At 72.0% G+C, this 14,681-nt stretch carries 12 protein-coding genes; 7 read left to right on the top strand and 5 right to left on the bottom strand.

The annotated features are described in order from the left end of the window. Positions 1-63 precede the first annotated feature (63 nt). Positions 64-1,473 (bottom strand): DNA repair protein RadA, encoded by a 1,410-nt coding sequence (radA, locus tag ACF062_RS21295; RefSeq protein ID WP_356582542.1) that lies wholly within the window; start codon positions 1,471-1,473, stop codon positions 64-66. Between the two features lie 189 nt (positions 1,474-1,662). On the opposite strand from radA, the gene ACF062_RS21290 reads away from it, so the two are divergent. Beyond that, positions 1,663-3,435: a hypothetical protein gene (locus ACF062_RS21290; RefSeq protein ID WP_392140302.1), complete on the top strand. Its 1,773-nt coding sequence runs from the start codon at positions 1,663-1,665 to the stop codon at positions 3,433-3,435. A gap of 3 nt (positions 3,436-3,438) precedes the next feature. Here ACF062_RS21290 and ACF062_RS21285 read toward each other — a convergent pair whose 3' ends face one another. Continuing rightward, positions 3,439-4,230: a hypothetical protein gene (locus tag ACF062_RS21285; protein WP_392141172.1), complete on the bottom strand. Its 792-nt coding sequence runs from the start codon at positions 4,228-4,230 to the stop codon at positions 3,439-3,441. 374 nt (positions 4,231-4,604) lie between these two features. On the opposite strand from ACF062_RS21285, the gene ACF062_RS21280 reads away from it, so the two are divergent. From ACF062_RS21280 to ACF062_RS21265, 4 genes are all read left to right on the top strand, one after another. Beyond that, the gene (locus ACF062_RS21280) at positions 4,605-5,540 is read left to right on the top strand and encodes a Ppx/GppA family phosphatase (RefSeq protein ID WP_392140300.1); all 936 of its coding nucleotides are present in this window, start codon (positions 4,605-4,607) and stop codon (positions 5,538-5,540) included. A gap of 58 nt (positions 5,541-5,598) precedes the next feature. Next, entirely contained in the window at positions 5,599-6,423 is an 825-nt protein-coding gene (locus ACF062_RS21275) for a sugar phosphate isomerase/epimerase (RefSeq protein ID WP_223776023.1), read from the top strand. 195 nt (positions 6,424-6,618) lie between these two features. After that, positions 6,619-8,472: a dihydroxy-acid dehydratase gene (gene ilvD, locus ACF062_RS21270; RefSeq protein ID WP_392140298.1), complete on the top strand. Its 1,854-nt coding sequence runs from the start codon at positions 6,619-6,621 to the stop codon at positions 8,470-8,472. An 88-nt stretch (positions 8,473-8,560) separates the two neighbouring features. Next, complete coding sequence (locus ACF062_RS21265; protein ID WP_392140296.1) at positions 8,561-8,890, top strand: SH3 domain-containing protein; 330 nt, start codon at positions 8,561-8,563, stop codon at positions 8,888-8,890. Positions 8,891-8,924: 34 nt separating this feature from the next. Here ACF062_RS21265 and ACF062_RS21260 read toward each other — a convergent pair whose 3' ends face one another. Continuing rightward, on the bottom strand, positions 8,925-11,249 hold the full coding sequence (locus tag ACF062_RS21260) for a protein kinase (RefSeq protein WP_392140294.1): 2,325 nt from the start codon (positions 11,247-11,249) through the stop codon (positions 8,925-8,927). A gap of 162 nt (positions 11,250-11,411) precedes the next feature. Here ACF062_RS21260 and ACF062_RS21255 point away from each other — a divergent pair, with 162 nt between their 5' ends. Then, positions 11,412-11,894 (top strand): EamA/RhaT family transporter, encoded by a 483-nt coding sequence (locus ACF062_RS21255; protein WP_392140293.1) that lies wholly within the window; start codon positions 11,412-11,414, stop codon positions 11,892-11,894. 91 nt (positions 11,895-11,985) lie between these two features. Beyond that, a complete protein-coding gene (gene proC / locus ACF062_RS21250) occupies positions 11,986-12,810 on the top strand; it encodes a pyrroline-5-carboxylate reductase (RefSeq protein WP_392140291.1) in 825 nt (274 codons plus the stop codon). A gap of 223 nt (positions 12,811-13,033) precedes the next feature. Here the strand turns inward: proC and trpS are convergent, their stop codons facing one another. Further along, entirely contained in the window at positions 13,034-14,044 is a 1,011-nt protein-coding gene (trpS, locus tag ACF062_RS21245; protein ID WP_392140289.1) for a tryptophan--tRNA ligase, read from the bottom strand. A 431-nt stretch (positions 14,045-14,475) separates the two neighbouring features. Next, a partial coding sequence (locus tag ACF062_RS21240) for a hypothetical protein (RefSeq protein WP_392140287.1) occupies positions 14,476-14,681 on the bottom strand: 206 nt, incomplete at its 5' end.

Below are 14,681 nucleotides of genomic sequence, written 5' to 3'. Positions count from 1 at the left end.
CAGGTTGTCCAAGCCTCTTGCGTACGTCTGACTTCGTACGGATGGGCGAGACCAGGGCAAAGTCTACCGGCGCTCCTCCTCCTCCCGTGGGGCCTCTCGGCGACGGGATCGCGGAAGGACGCGCAGGGCGTCCCCCATGTCGGCGACTTCGATGACCTTCATACCGGCGGGGACCCTGCCGGGATCGGTCGGTACGAGGGCGTGGGTGAAGCCGAGCCGGTGCGCCTCGGCCAGCCTGCGCTGGACGCCCGTGACCCGTCTGACCTCGCCCGCCAGGCCCACTTCCCCGATCGCCACGAGATTCTTCGGGAGCGGGGTGTCGCTCGCCGCGCTGGCGAGCGCGAGGGCGACGGCGAGGTCCGCGGCGGGCTCGGAGAGCTTCACGCCGCCGACCGTCGCGCTGTAGATGTCCCGCTTGCCGAGGGCCGTGATCCGGCCGCGCTGCTCCAGGACGGCCAGCATCATCGAGACGCGGGAGGTCTCCAGGCCGGAGGTCGTGCGCCGGGGGCTCGGGATCTGCGAGTCGACCGTGAGCGCCTGGACCTCGGCGACCAGGGGGCGGCGGCCCTCCAGGGTGACGGTGAGGCAGGTGCCGGGGACGGGCTCGGCACGGCGGGTCAGGAAGAGTCCGCTGGGGTCGGCGAGGCCGGTGATGCCCTCGTCGTGCAGCTCGAAGCAGCCGACCTCGTCCGTGGTGCCGTACCGGTTCTTGACGCCGCGGACCAGGCGCAGGCGCGCGTGCCGGTCGCCCTCGAACTGGAGCACCACGTCGACGAGATGCTCCAGGAGGCGGGGGCCCGCGATGGCGCCGTCCTTGGTGACGTGGCCGACCAGGAGGGTGGACATGCCGCGCTCCTTGGAGGCGCGGATCAGGGCGCCCGCGACCTCGCGGACCTGTGCCATGCCGCCGGGCGCCCCGTCGATCTCGGGCGAGGCGACCGTCTGCACCGAGTCCAGGACCAGGAGTGAGGGCTTGACCGCGTCCAAGTGACCGAGGACGGCGGACAGATCGGTCTCCGCGGCCAGATACAGGTGGTCGTCGATGGCGCCGATGCGGTCGGCGCGCAGCCGGACCTGGCTCGCCGACTCCTCGCCGGTCACATAGAGGGTGCGGTGCTCGTCGCTGGCCGCCTTCGCCGAGACGTCGAGCAGCAGGGTGGACTTGCCGACGCCCGGCTCGCCCGCGAGCAGCACGACGGCGCCGGGGACCAGGCCACCGCCAAGGACCCGGTCCAGCTCGGGCACGCCGGTGGAGCGGGCGGTGGCCTGGCGGCCGTCGACCTCGCCGATCGGGACGGCGGAGGAGGTGACGCGGCCGGGGGCGGTGGTGCGGACCGCGGGCGCGCCGTACTCCTCGACCGTCCCCCAGGCCTGGCACTCTGGGCAGCGGCCGAGCCACTTGGCCGTCTGCCAGCCGCACTCGGTGCAGCGGTAGGACGGCCTGTCCTTAGCGGTTTTCGTACGGGCAGCCATGCTCGGAACCGTAGCCGAGGCCACTGACAACGGGTTCCACGAGAGCGCGCCGACAGGTTCCACGCGCAAGTCAAGACTGCGGAATGGTGGGTTCCTGTCCCCTTTTGAGGGATCTGTTCACCCGTAAGGATTAAATGTGTGCGAGGGGGAGGAAGCGGCCTGCATCATCCGCCTAACTTCGCACGGGTGATGAGCAGCAGGCCGGAAACTCCCGCGAACGCAACCGGCGCACACCGGGCGCACCGTGACGCGCGCAAGCGCACGGCGCCCCGCACGGCGCCCCGGACGACCCCGCCCGCGCGCTACGAACCGTGTCTGGACGGCCTGTTCACGTACTGCCTGTCCGTCCTGTGCGATCACGACGCGGCGACCGCGGCGCTGGGCGATGTGCTCCACCTGGCGGAGCGGCGGGGCTCACGCGGCCCCGAAGCCGGCCGCGAGCTGCGCCCCTGGCTCTACGCCCTCGCGCGCTGGGTCTGCCTGCGCCGGCTGGCCGAGGCCAAGCGCGACCGCCAGGGCGCGCACGCCGCCCGGGGCGCGGGCACCGCCCGCGCCGCGAAGACCGCCCCGGGCGCCCCGCCGGGCGCCCCGCACGCCCCGGACGAGACCGAGCAGCGGCGCCACCGCGAACTGGCTCAGCTGGCCTGGCCGGAAGCCGCCGGCACGACCCCCGAGCAGCGCGAGGCCCTGGAGCTTGCCGTGCGCCACCAGCTCGCCCCCGCCGAGATCGCCGCCGTCCTCGGCATGGACCTCGCCAAGGCCCGCGGCCTGCTCGCCTCCGCCGCCTGCGAGGTGGAGCGCACCCGCGCCGCGCTCGCCGTCGTGGAGACCGGCAGCTGCCCCATCGTCGCCCGCCTGACCGGCGACAATCAGGTGCTGCTCGGCACGGCCCTGCGCCGCGAGCTCGTCCGGCACGTCGACGACTGCCCGCGCTGCCGCCGCACCGCCGAGCGCGCCGGAGCGGGCGCCTGGCCCGGCACCGCCGTCAGCCCGGCCGCCCTCCCCGTGGTCGAGGCCCCGCGGGACGCCCTGCCCGCAGCCATGGCGCACGGCCCCCGCGCGCGGGGCGCCCTCCCCCGCTACGACCGGCGCGGTTTCCCGATCGACCCCAAGGACCACGCCGCGCGCCGCGACCGCCTACGCGCGCGTGCCGTCACGACGACCGTCGTCGCCACCGTGGTGGCCGCCCCGGTGCTCGCCCTCTGGGCCGCCTACCGGGGAGCGCCGGTCACCGGAGAGGGCCACGACGGCGGCGCGGTCACCGCGAGCGAAGGCGGGGGCCCCGGCGGCCTCGTCAGCGGTGACGTACGCGGCTACGAGAACGCGGGCAATGCCCGCAAGAAGGACGGGCCCCGCTTCACCGCGGGCGGCCGCTCGTCCGACGTCTCCGTGGAGGTCATCAGCGGCGGGGCCGCGGCCGGGTCGGCCACGGGCCCCGGGCGCCTGACCGTCGACGCGCAGCCGAGCGGTGACACCACGCTCATCACGCTGACGGCGTCCGGAGGTTCACCGGTCCGCTGGTCGGTGAGCGAGCAGGCGTCCTGGCTCTACCTCAGCCGCTCGTCGGGAACGCTCGCGCCGGGGGAGTCCGTCACCATCCAGGTCTACGTCGACCACAACCGCGAGCCGTCCGGCCACTGGCGCGCCCGGGTCGCCATCGCCCCCTCGGGCGCGGTCATCTCGATCGACGGGTACGGCGACGGCCGCCCGTCGACGCCGCCGGGTCCGGGGCCGCGGCCCACCGACCCCCGGCCGTCCGACCCGGGGCCCTCGGATCCCGGCCCCTCCGACCCCGGCCCTTCCGATCCCGGGCCCTCGGACCCGGGTCCCTCCGACCCCGGCCCCTCCGACCCCGATCCCACACCGAAGCCGCCGGACCCGCGGCCCACGCCGTCGGATCCGGGGCCGGGGGATTCATCGCCGCCGCCGGGTGAGGGCGGGGGCACGCCCAGCCAGGGCTGAGCCTTACCCGGCGGGGTCCGCCGGGTGCGGTGCCAGCAGGGGGAGTTGGGCGCCGAGGCGCTCCTCGCACAGCTCCACCAGGCGGTCGTAGCCCTCCTTGCCCATCATCTCGATCAGCTCGGGGCGGTAGGAGACGTACACCGGGTCACCCGCGCCGTGCGCCGAGGTCGCCGACGTGCACCACCAGTGCAGGTCGTGGCCGCCAGGGCCCCAGCCGCGCCGGTCGTACTCACCGATGGACACCTGGAGGACGCGCGTGTCGTCGGGCCGGTCGATCCACTCGTACGTCCGGCGCACCGGCAGCTGCCAGCAGACGTCCGGCTTCGTCTCCAGGGGCTCGCGGCCCTCCCGGAGCGCCAGGATGTGCAGCGAGCAGCCCGCGCCGCCCGCGAAGCCGGGGCGGTTCTGGAAGATGCACGAGCCGTTGTACGGACGGGTCTGGCGGTCGCCGTCCTCGTCCGTGGCGACCCAGCCGGTCTCCCGGCCCACGTCGTGGTGCTGCCAGATGTCGGGCGTGAGGCGCTCCACGTACGCGGCGACGCGCTTCTCGTCGTCCTCGTCGGAGAAGTGCGCGCCCAGCGTGCAGCAGCCGTCGTCGGCGCGGCCCGCCTGGATGCCCTGGCAGCCGCTGCCGAAGATGCAGTTCCAGCGGGAGGTCAGCCAGGTCAGGTCACAGCGGAAGATCTGCTCGTCGTCCGCGGGGTCGGGAAACTCCACCCAGGCCCGAGCGAAGTCCAGACCCTTCTCGTCCGGCTCGCCCAGTCCGGTCCGCGCCGGCTTGCCGGACTTCCCGATCTCCTCGGCCTTCTCGGGCCGCCCGGGCTTCGCGGCCTGCTGCGGCTTCGAGGCCTTCTCCGACTCCTCGGCCTTCGCGGCCCGCTCCGGATTCCCGGCCTTACCCGGCTTATCCGCCTTACCCGGCTTTTCTGTCTTACCCGACGTGCCTGGTTCGGCCTGCTTGCCCGACTTCTCGTTTTTGCCCGGACTTCCCACCTTCTCCAGCTCCCCTTGCTTCGTCGGCTCCTGGGACCCGGGCGGCTTGGGCGACGACTTCCCCGACTTCGATTTGTCGGCCTTCGTCTTTTTCGTCTTTGGCACAACTCCAGGGTATGCGTGCGGTGGGCCGCCCGGGGCCAGCCGGGCGCCCCATGCGGCGTAGCGTTCCGTGCATGAGACTCGGTGTCCTCGACGTGGGGTCGAACACGGTGCATCTGCTCGTGGTCGACGCCCACCCCGGCGCGCGCCCCCTGCCCGCGCACTCGCACAAGGCCGATCTGCGCCTGGCCCAACTCCTGGACCCGGCCGGGGCGATCGGCCCCGACGGCGTCGACCGCCTGGTCGCCACCGTGCGGGAAGCCATGGAGGCCGCCGAGGACAAGGGCGTGGAGGAAGTGCTGCCCTTCGCCACCTCCGCCGTGCGCGAGGCGACCAACGCCGACGAGGTCCTGGCCCGGGTGAGAGAGGAGACCGGCGTCGATCTCCAGGTGCTCTCCGGCGAGGAGGAGGCCAAGCTCACGTTCCTCGCCGCCCGGCGTTGGTTCGGCTGGTCCGCGGGCAAGCTGCTCGTCCTCGACATCGGCGGTGGCTCGCTGGAGATCGCGTACGGCATGGACGAGGAACCGGACTGCGCGGTCAGCCTCCCGCTCGGCGCCGGCCGGCTCACCGCGGCCTGGCTGCCGAAGGATCCGCCGGACCCCTCCGACGTGAAGGCGCTGCGGCGGCACGTGCGCGCCCAGATCGCCCGCACCGTGGGGGAGTTCGCCCGCTTCGGCGCCCCCGACCACATCGTGGCGACGTCGAAGACGTTCAAGCAGCTCGCCCGCCTTGCGGGCGCCGCACGCTCGGCGGACGGTCTCTACGTACAGCGCGAACTGAAGCGGAAGTCCCTGGAGGACTGGGTGCCGCGGCTGGCCGCGATGACCACCCACGAGCGCGCGGAGCTGCCCGGCGTCTCCGACGGGCGGGCCGGCCAGCTGCTCGCCGGGGCACTCGTCGCGGAGGGCGCGATGGACCTCTTCGGGGTCGAATCCGTGGAGATCTGCCCGTGGGCGCTGCGTGAGGGCGTGATCCTGCGGCGGCTCGACCACCTCCCCCCGGCCGCCTGAGCGGAGGGGGGTGAGGCCACCTCCCCGGCGTCCGGGCGCGGCCCGTACCCTGTCCTTCGTGGCAGAACCAGTGGTGCGCATCCCGGATGCGAAGGTCGCCCTGTCGACGGCCTCGGTCTATCCGGAGTCGACGGCGACGGCCTTCGAGATCGCCGCACGCCTGGGCTACGACGGTGTCGAGGTCATGGTCTGGACCGACCCCGTCAGCCAGGACATCGAGGCCCTGCGCAGACTGAGCGACTACCACCAGATCCCGATCCTGGCCGTCCACGCCCCGTGCCTGCTGATCACGCAGCGCGTCTGGTCGACCGACCCGTGGGTCAAGCTCCAGCGCGCGAAGGCCGCCGCCGAGAAGCTGGACGCGTCGACGGTCGTCGTGCACCCGCCCTTCCGTTGGCAGCGGAACTACGCGCGCGACTTCGTCGACGGAATCTGGCGCATGGCCGACGAGACCGACGTGCGTTTCGCCGTCGAGAACATGTACCCCTGGCGCTACCGCGACCGCGAGATGCTCGCGTACGCCCCCGACTGGGACGTCACCAAGGACGACTACCGCCATTTCACCGTCGACCTCTCGCACACCGCGACCGCCCGCACGGAAGCGATGGAGATGGTCGACCGCATGGGCGACCGGCTCGGCCATGTCCACCTCGCCGACGGCCGGGGCTCCGCCAAGGACGAGCACCTCGTCCCCGGCCGCGGCACGCAGCCGTGCGCCGAGCTCCTGGAGCGCCTGGCGACCACCGGCTTCGACGGGCACGTCGTCATCGAGGTCAACACCCGGCGCGCCATGTCCAGCGCCGAACGCGAGGCCGACCTCGCCGAGGCGCTCGCCTTCACGCGGCTGCATCTGGCGTCGGCGGTGCGGGTGCCCCGCCCATGACCTCCGGCGCGCCCTCGGGGCCCGCCGCATCGTGGCACGGATCGTGCCCGTGGCGCAGGGGCAGCTGACCGGCGTACGACCGACCCCGTTCGTCCGCCGAGACGCCCGTCCCGTCATCCGGACACCCTGTCCAGATCCTGGAGCCGCGGCGTACGCTCGACAGCAGCCCCATCTCTTACGAAGGAGCGAGCGACGATGCCCGAGCTCAGGTCCCGCACAGTCACCCACGGCCGCAACATGGCGGGCGCCCGCGCCCTTATGCGCGCCTCCGGTGTACCCGGGGCCGACATCGGGCGGAAGCCGATCATCGCCGTGGCCAACTCCTTCACGGAGTTCGTGCCGGGCCACACCCACCTCCAGCCGGTCGGCCGGATCGTCTCCGAGGCGATCCGCGAGGCCGGCGGCATCCCCCGCGAGTTCAACACCATCGCGGTGGACGACGGCATCGCGATGGGCCACGGCGGCATGCTGTACTCCCTGCCCTCGCGCGACCTGATCGCCGACTCCGTGGAGTACATGGTCGAGGCCCACTGCGCCGACGCCCTGATCTGCATCTCCAACTGCGACAAGATCACCCCCGGCATGCTGATGGCGGCCCTGCGCCTCAACATCCCGACGGTCTTCGTCTCCGGCGGCCCCATGGAGGCCGGCAAGGCCACGCTGGTCGACGGCACGGTCCGCAAGCTCGACCTGGTCAACGCGATCAGCGACGCGGTGAACGAGAACATCTCGGACGAGGACATCCTCCGCATCGAGGAGAACGCCTGCCCGACCTGCGGCTCCTGTTCCGGCATGTTCACCGCCAACTCCATGAACTGCCTGACCGAGGCCATCGGCCTCTCCCTGCCGGGCAACGGCTCGGTCCTCGCCACGCACACCGCCCGCAAGGAGCTGTACGAGCGCGCGGGCCGCACGGTCGTGGACATCACCAAGCGGTACTACGACGGCGACGACGACTCCGTCCTGCCGCGCAACATCGCCACCCACGCCGCCTTCGAGAACGCCATGGCCCTGGACATCGCCATGGGCGGCTCCACGAACACGATCCTGCACCTGCTCGCCGCCGCCCGCGAGGCCGAGGTCGACTACGACCTGACCGACATCGACGCCGTCTCGCGCCGCGTCCCGTGCCTGGCCAAGGTCGCCCCGAACGCCGCGCCCACCACCACGTACTACATGGAGGACGTGCACCGCGCCGGCGGCATCCCCGCGCTCCTCGGCGAGCTGTACCGCGGCGGGCTGCTCAACGAGGACGTGCACACCGTCCACTCGCCCTCCATCAAGGAGTGGCTGGACGCCTGGGACATCCGTTCCGGCTCCGCCTCCGAGGAGGCCGTGGAGCTGTGGCACGCGGCTCCCGGCTGCAAGCGCTCCGCCGAGGCCTTCTCCCAGTCCGAGCGCTGGGACACCCTCGACACGGACGCCGCGAACGGCTGCATCCGCGATGTCGCCCACGCCTACTCCAAGGACGGCGGGCTCGGCGTCCTCAAGGGCAACATCGCCGTGGACGGCTGCGTCGTGAAGACCGCGGGTGTCGACGAGTCGATCTGGACCTTCGAGGGCCCCGCGGTCGTCTGCGACTCGCAGGAAGAGGCCGTCGAGAAGATCCTCAACAAGGGGGTCAAGGAAGGCGACGTCGTCGTCATCCGCTACGAAGGCCCCAAGGGCGGCCCCGGCATGCAGGAGATGCTCTACCCGACGTCCTTCCTCAAGGGCCGAGGCCTCGGCAAGGCCTGCGCCCTGGTCACCGACGGCCGCTTCTCCGGCGGTACGTCGGGCCTGTCGATCGGCCACGCCTCGCCCGAGGCGGCGTCCGGCGGCACGATCGCGCTGGTCGAGGACGGCGACCGGATCCGCATCGACATCCCTGGCCGCTCCATCGAGCTCCTCGTGTCCGACGAGGAGCTGGCCGTCCGCCGCGAGGCCCTGGGCGGCGTGTACGAGCCGAAGGCCCGCGAGCGGAAGGTCTCCGCGGCCCTGCGCGCGTACGCCGCGATGGCGACGAGCGCCGACAAGGGCGCGGTGCGGGACGTGTCGAAGCTCGGCTGAACCCGGGAAACCTTTTGCGGCGCGGGCGCGTCCTTGGTGTGAGGAACACGCCAAGGGCGGCCCGCGCCGCCGGTTACGGGGGAAGACCATGAGCGAGAACGTCATCACACCAGAGGGCGCCGAGACCATCGTGGCCGAGGCCGTCGTGGCCGAGGCCGTCGTGGCCGAGGCGGCGGCAGCCAGGACGTACGCGATCGCCGCGGACGTCAACGTCCGCTCGGGGCCCGGCACGTCGTACTCCAAGGTCGGCCGCCTGAGCGCCGGCACCCGCGTCACCATCCAGTGCCAGAAGCCGGGCGAGACCGTCACGGGGCCGACGGGCACCTCGAAGCTCTGGGACCGGATCGGCAGCGGCCGCTACGTCTCGGACACCTACGTCCGCACGGGCAGCAACGGCTACGTGGCGCCGCGCTGCTGACCCCACGCGACCCGGCCACCGAGGGCCCGGCTTCTCAGCCGGTCTTCGGTGGCTTCGTCACGTCGAAGGCGAACACGGTGTTCTCGGCTGCCGTCACGACGACCATGCGGCCGGCGACGACGACGCGCGGCTCGGCGTTCGTCTCGCCCGCCACGCCGTCGGCCCGTGGCCCTGTCGACAGCAGCGGCCGGCCCTCGCGCGAGGAGAGCACGGCGACCCGGCCGCTGGCCGAGCTGAAGTACAGCGCCCCGTCGTCGCCCGGCACCGGCCCCGAAGCGCCCTCGACGTCCGTCTGCCGGGCCCACTTCTTCCTGCCGGTCGCCGGGTCGAACGCCGTGACGAGACCCGTCCGCCCGCTGAGGAAGACGGTGCCGTCGGCCATGCCGGGCGTCCCGTCGTACACCTTCGGCAGCCGGGCGTACATGATGTTGTGCGAGGTCCGGTCCACCCGCACGATCTCGTCGTAGCCGACCGTCGCCGGGCCCTCCTGGCGCTGGTGGAGGAGTACGAGACTGTCGTCGGCGGTGCCGACGGGCTGGACGGGGCCCTTGACGGCGACGGCCTTGCCCAGATCTCCCGAAGCGAGGTCGGTGACGTACAGGACGGGGTGGCGCACCGCGCCCGCGGCCAGTTCGGCGTCCGGCGCGCACATCGCGTACAGCCGCGTGCCCGCAGGGACCGGGGCGCACTGCGTGCCCTCGGGGAACGGCCGCCGCCAGAGCACCTTCCCGGTGTGCGCCCGCCGGGCCTCGAACCGCGAGTTGGACGCGTCGACGGTCACCACGGTGGAGTTCAGCACCACGGCGTCCTGCGTACGGCCCGTGACGGCCGTCGACTGGGCGCCGGACGGCACGGACCACAGCTCGGTGCCCTTGTCCGCGTCGACGGCCACCACTTCGGTCTGCGGATCGCCCGGCGCGTCCTCGGCCGCGAAGCGGTAACCGAGCACCGTGTCGTCGGTGACGCCCACCAGGTGCATGCCCTGCACGGGGACGCCGGGGCTCTTCTCCGTCCAGACGCGGGAGCCGTCAGAGGCCCTGATGCGGGTCGCGACGACACCGCCGCCCCCGCAGAACAGGGCGTCGCCGCGCGCCTCGCAGCGCAGCTCGTCCGGGATGTCCGCGCGGCCGCCGAGCACGGTCTTGTGCCACGGCTTGAAGCCGTCGGGGAGGGGCGCCCCGGTCGCCGCGACGTTGCGGCCTCCCTTGCCTTCCTTGCCTGAGCCGCCCGTACCGCCCGGATCACCGGAGACGCCGGTGTTCATCAGCGTGACACCGCCGCCGATCGCGACGACGGCGACGGCGGCGGCGAGCGCCCGGCGGACGCGGCGGCGGTTGTTGTTCTTGGCGTCCTCGCTCTTGCCGTGAGGTGAGATGCCGACGGGCGGGGGACCGCTCGGCGCGGGGGAGGCGTCCGGCGGGGCGGGACTGGTGTGGGTGGCGTCCGGCGGGGCGGACGTGCTCGGCGGTGGGGTGTCCTGCGTGGACAGGTGGTGCTGCGTGTCCGTCTCACGTGTGCAGCGCGCGCCGCCCTCGGCCGCCACGCCGCCCAGATCCGTGGGCAGGTCCCGCAGCCGTACGAGCAGCTCGTCCGCCGAGGGCCGGTCCTTCGGATCCTTCGCCAGGCACGGCTCGACCACCGCCCGCAGCGCGGCCGGGACCGAACCGAGCGACGGCGGCTCGTGCACGACTTGATACGCCGTCATATACGGGCTGTCCGCGTCGAAGGGGCCCTGCCCCGTCGCCGCGTAGACCAGCAGCGTGCCCAGCGAGAACACGTCCGAGCGCGGCCCGACACCGCGCGGCGCCTGCAACTGCTCCGGCGACATGAACGGCGGCGTGCCGATCACCCGCCCCGTCATCGTCAGCGTCTGCTGGTCCGCCGCGCGCGAGATGCCGAAGTCGATGACCCGCGGCCCCTCGGGGGAGAGGACCACGTTGGACGGCTTGAGGTCCCGGTGCACGACCCCCGCGCGGTGGATGTCGCGCAGGGCCTCGGTGAGGCCGATGGACAGGGTGCGCAGCTCGGCGCCGCCGATCGGGCCCTGCTTGGCGATGCGCTGGGCGAGCGTGTGGCCCTCGATGTACGTCGTGGCCATCCACGGGTGCGCGGCCTCGGGGTCGGCGTCGATCACGGCGGCGGTGAACGCGCCGCTGACCCGCCGGGCGGCCGCCACCTCCTGCCGGAAGCGGATGCGGAACTCCTCGTCGTCCGCGAACTGCTGGTGGATCAGCTTGATCGCCACGGGGCGCCCCGAAGCCGTACGCGCCAGGAAGACCGTGCCCATGCCGCCGGAGCCGAGCCGTGCCTCCAGCGGATAGCCGCCGATCTCCTTCGGATCTCCTCCACGGAGTGACACTGTCCCGACCTCCCCGTGATCCCCCGCTACGACTTACCCGGCCCAAACTAGCTGCCGGGTGACAGGGGAGGACAAGGAGGGGGACGAATAGGGCGCGCCGCCTCGTGACGCCTCGGGCGGTTGTTCGCTCGGGGCACGGCGCCGACGGGCGATAATCAAACGGTGAGCGAAGAACCCACCACTCCCGGCCCGCAGCCCGAGCCCATCCGCTTCTTCGGAACGACGTGGCTCGCCCACGACGGCGGCTACGGCATCCGCCGCGCCGGTGTCGCCGTGGGCTCACTCCTCGCGGCGGCCGCGGGCTGCTTCGTACTGCGCTTCGCCTACGAAGGCCTGTCCATCGCGAACGTCGGCACGTTCGTCAACCTCCTCGTCGTCGTGATGTTCGCGATCTGCAGCGCGATCGCCTTCCGCCGCACGTGGGAGGGGTTCACCAAGCGCCACGACCCGGCGTCCCAGGCCTCGATGCGCGGCCTGCTGACCATCGGCTTCGTCGGCGTACTCCTCGCCCACTTCTTCCGCTCCCTCACGGAGGCCCCGGGCGAACAGCTCCACCGCGAGGAGTACGAGAGCGCCCGCGAGCAGTACGCGAAGCGCGCGTCGCGGCGGACGGGGAACCCCTCGCGGAAGAAGCGCAAGGCCTGAGGGCCCCGTCCGCCCACCGGACGCGCCCTCTGTCCGGCGCCCCCCAATGCGAGGATGGCCGCCGGACGACGCAACCCCGGAGGCCCCGTTCATGAGCAGCAACACGAGCCAGAAAGTCGCAGTCCTCGGCACCGGAAAGATCGGTGAAGCCCTGCTCAGCGGCATGATCCGCGGCGGCTGGGCCCCCGCCGACCTACTCGTCACCACCCGCCGCCAGGAACGCGCCGACGAACTCCGCACCCGCTACGGCGTCACCCCCGTCAGCAACGCGGACGCCGCCAAGCAGGCCGACACCCTCATCCTCGCCTGCAAGCCCCAGGACATGGCGAGGCTGCTCGACGAACTCGCCCCGCACGTCACCTCCGACCGCCTCGTCATCAGCGCCGCCGCTGGCATCACCACCTCCTTCATCGAAGAGCGCCTGGCCGAGAAGACCCCCGTCGTCCGCGTCATGCCGAACACCCCCGTCCTCGTCGACGAGGGCATGTCCGTCATCTCGGCCGGCAGCCACGCCACCGCGGACGCGCTCGCCCACGCCGAGGCGATCTTCGGCGCGGTCGGCAAGACGCTCCGCGTCCCCGAGACCCAGCAGGACGCCTGCACGGCGCTGTCCGGCTCGGGGCCGGCCTACTTCTACTTCCTCGTCGAGGCCATGACCGACGCGGGCATCCTGCTCGGCCTGCCGCGCGACAAGGCGCACGACCTGATCGTCCAGGCGGCGGTCGGCGCGTCCGTCATGCTCCGCGACAGCGGCGAACACCCGGTGAAGCTCCGCGAGAACGTCACCTCTCCCGCCGGTACGACGATCAACGCCATCCGCGAACTGGAGAACCACGGCGTACGGGCGGCGCTCATCGCCGCCCTGGAGGCCGCGCGCGACCGCAGCCGCGAGCTGGCCTCCGGCAACAACAGCTGAGCCTGGGCCGGGGGTCGCCTCGGGGTCGCCCCGGGGTCGCCTCGGGTTCGTCTGGGGGGCGGGGCCGTGGGGGTATGTCCGTGCTCGCCATCTTGGCGCGGGCGCCCGGGTGCTCGTCGGTTCTGTCACGGGGTTCCACTGTGCTCCGCGCGCACATACCCCCACGTCCCCTCAGGAGCGCTCGCGACTGCGGGCCGTCGTCGCTCACTCCCGGCCCCCGTGCTTACCGCGCCTCGTTGACCGGCGGCAGCAGGCCGATCGCCCGATAGGCGCCGTCCACCGTCGGCTTGGCCATTCCCCTGGCCCGCTCAGCTCCCCGCCGCAACACCTCCTCTACATACGCGGGATCCGCCATCAGCTCCTTGTGCCGCTCCTGTACGGGGCGGAGCAGCTCCACCACGGCATCGGCGGTGTCGGATTTCAGTGCGCCGTACGACTCGTATACACCGCTCAGGGCTTCTGGGTTCCCACCTCGGCAAGCGGCGAGGATCTCCAGCAGATTCGAGACCCCCGGCTTTGCAGCCCGGTCGTAGACGACCTCGCTGCCGCTGTCGGTGACCGCACGCAGGATCTTCTTCCGTACGACCTCGGGCTCGTCCAGCAGATAGACGATCCCGGCCCCGGCCTCGTGAGACTTGCCCATCTTCGACGTCGGGTCCTGAAGATCCATGACCCGCGCCGCCACCTTGGGAGGAGTGGCCCGCGGCACGATGAACGTCTGCCCGTACCGCTGGTTGAACCGCACCGCCAGATCCCGCGTGAGCTCGACGTGCTGCGTCTGGTCGTCACCCACCGGCACCTCGTCGGCGCCGTACGCCAGGATGTCGGCCGCCATCAGCGCGGGATAGGTGAGCAACGACAGCCGCACGCTTCCGCCGCGGCTCCGCTCGCGGGCGGCCTTCTCCTTGTACTGGATCATGCGCCGCATCTCGCCGTCCGTGGCGACGCACTCCAGCAGGTACGAGAGCCGGGCGTGCTCGTCCACATGACTCTGTACGAAGACGGTGGCCCGCTCGGGATCGATGCCAGACGCGAGCAACAGCGTCGCCGCCTGCCTACTGAGTCTGCGCACCCGGCCGGGATCGTGGTCCACCGTGAGCGCGTGCAGATCGACGACGCTGAACAGCGACTCCGCGCGATGCTGGTCGACCTCGGCCCACTGCCGGATGGCACCCAGGTAGTTCCCGAGCGTCAGGTGCCCCGTCGGCTTGACCCCGCTGAAGATCCTTGTCATCTCTCCGCCTCCTGCTCAGGACCGCCGGCCCGACGGCCGGGCTCCGGGTCCTCCAGGGGGAGAAACAAGAACGGCCGCCTGGGCGGCGGCCGTTGGGTACATGCGTATGTACGGCCGCCCTCAGGCGGCCCACCACAGCTGGGTGTGCGCATGCGTTGTCATGCCGCAGAGAGTACTCCTCAGGGGCCCTCGCGGCAGGGAGTTGACACACCTGGGGGCCGTACGTAGTGTTCTCCGAGTTGCCCGACGTGAGCGTCGACCACTTGGTCGGTCCCCGGGCGGCCATTCCGCAAGAACCATTCAAGCGATCGACGTCGCGTTCCCGTACGGGATCCGCCTTCGGCTCGTTTCCATGCGTATTTGCGAAATGAGGAATCGGTGTTCGAAAGGACGCCCCCGATTAGGTCGGGAGCCAGGATTCCGCTAAAGTCTCACTCGTCGGAACGGCCCAACAGCCGCGAAGACAACCCCCGCTGACTGGGAATCAGGCCCGAAAGGATCTGATAGAGTCGGAACCGCCGGAAAGGGAAACGCGAAAGCCGAAAGGCCGGAGCGGGAACCGGAAAGGCACCGAGGAAATCGGACACGAAAGAGTCTGATAGAGTCGGAAACGCAAGAACAAAAGAAACACCGAAGG

It is taken from the genome of Streptomyces sp. NPDC015345 (assembly GCF_043078805.1).
Taxonomy (GTDB): Bacteria; Actinomycetota; Actinomycetes; order Streptomycetales; family Streptomycetaceae; genus Streptomyces.
Note: the sequence above shows the minus strand (reverse complement) of the source record. Positions and strands in the feature narration are given on the sequence as shown.

Excerpts from the sequence above, each read along its gene's own strand:
- radA (WP_356582542.1), bottom strand. The coding sequence starts at position 1,473 with ATGGCTGCCCGTACGAAAACCGCTAAGGACAGGCCGTCCTACCGCTGC.
- ACF062_RS21290 (WP_392140302.1), top strand. The coding sequence starts at position 1,663 with ATGAGCAGCAGGCCGGAAACTCCCGCGAACGCAACCGGCGCACACCGG.
- ACF062_RS21280 (WP_392140300.1), top strand. The coding sequence starts at position 4,605 with ATGAGACTCGGTGTCCTCGACGTGGGGTCGAACACGGTGCATCTGCTC.
- ilvD (WP_392140298.1), top strand. The coding sequence starts at position 6,619 with ATGCCCGAGCTCAGGTCCCGCACAGTCACCCACGGCCGCAACATGGCG.
- ACF062_RS21265 (WP_392140296.1), top strand. The coding sequence starts at position 8,561 with ATGAGCGAGAACGTCATCACACCAGAGGGCGCCGAGACCATCGTGGCC.
- proC (WP_392140291.1), top strand. The coding sequence starts at position 11,986 with ATGAGCAGCAACACGAGCCAGAAAGTCGCAGTCCTCGGCACCGGAAAG.
- trpS (WP_392140289.1), bottom strand. The coding sequence starts at position 14,044 with ATGACAAGGATCTTCAGCGGGGTCAAGCCGACGGGGCACCTGACGCTC.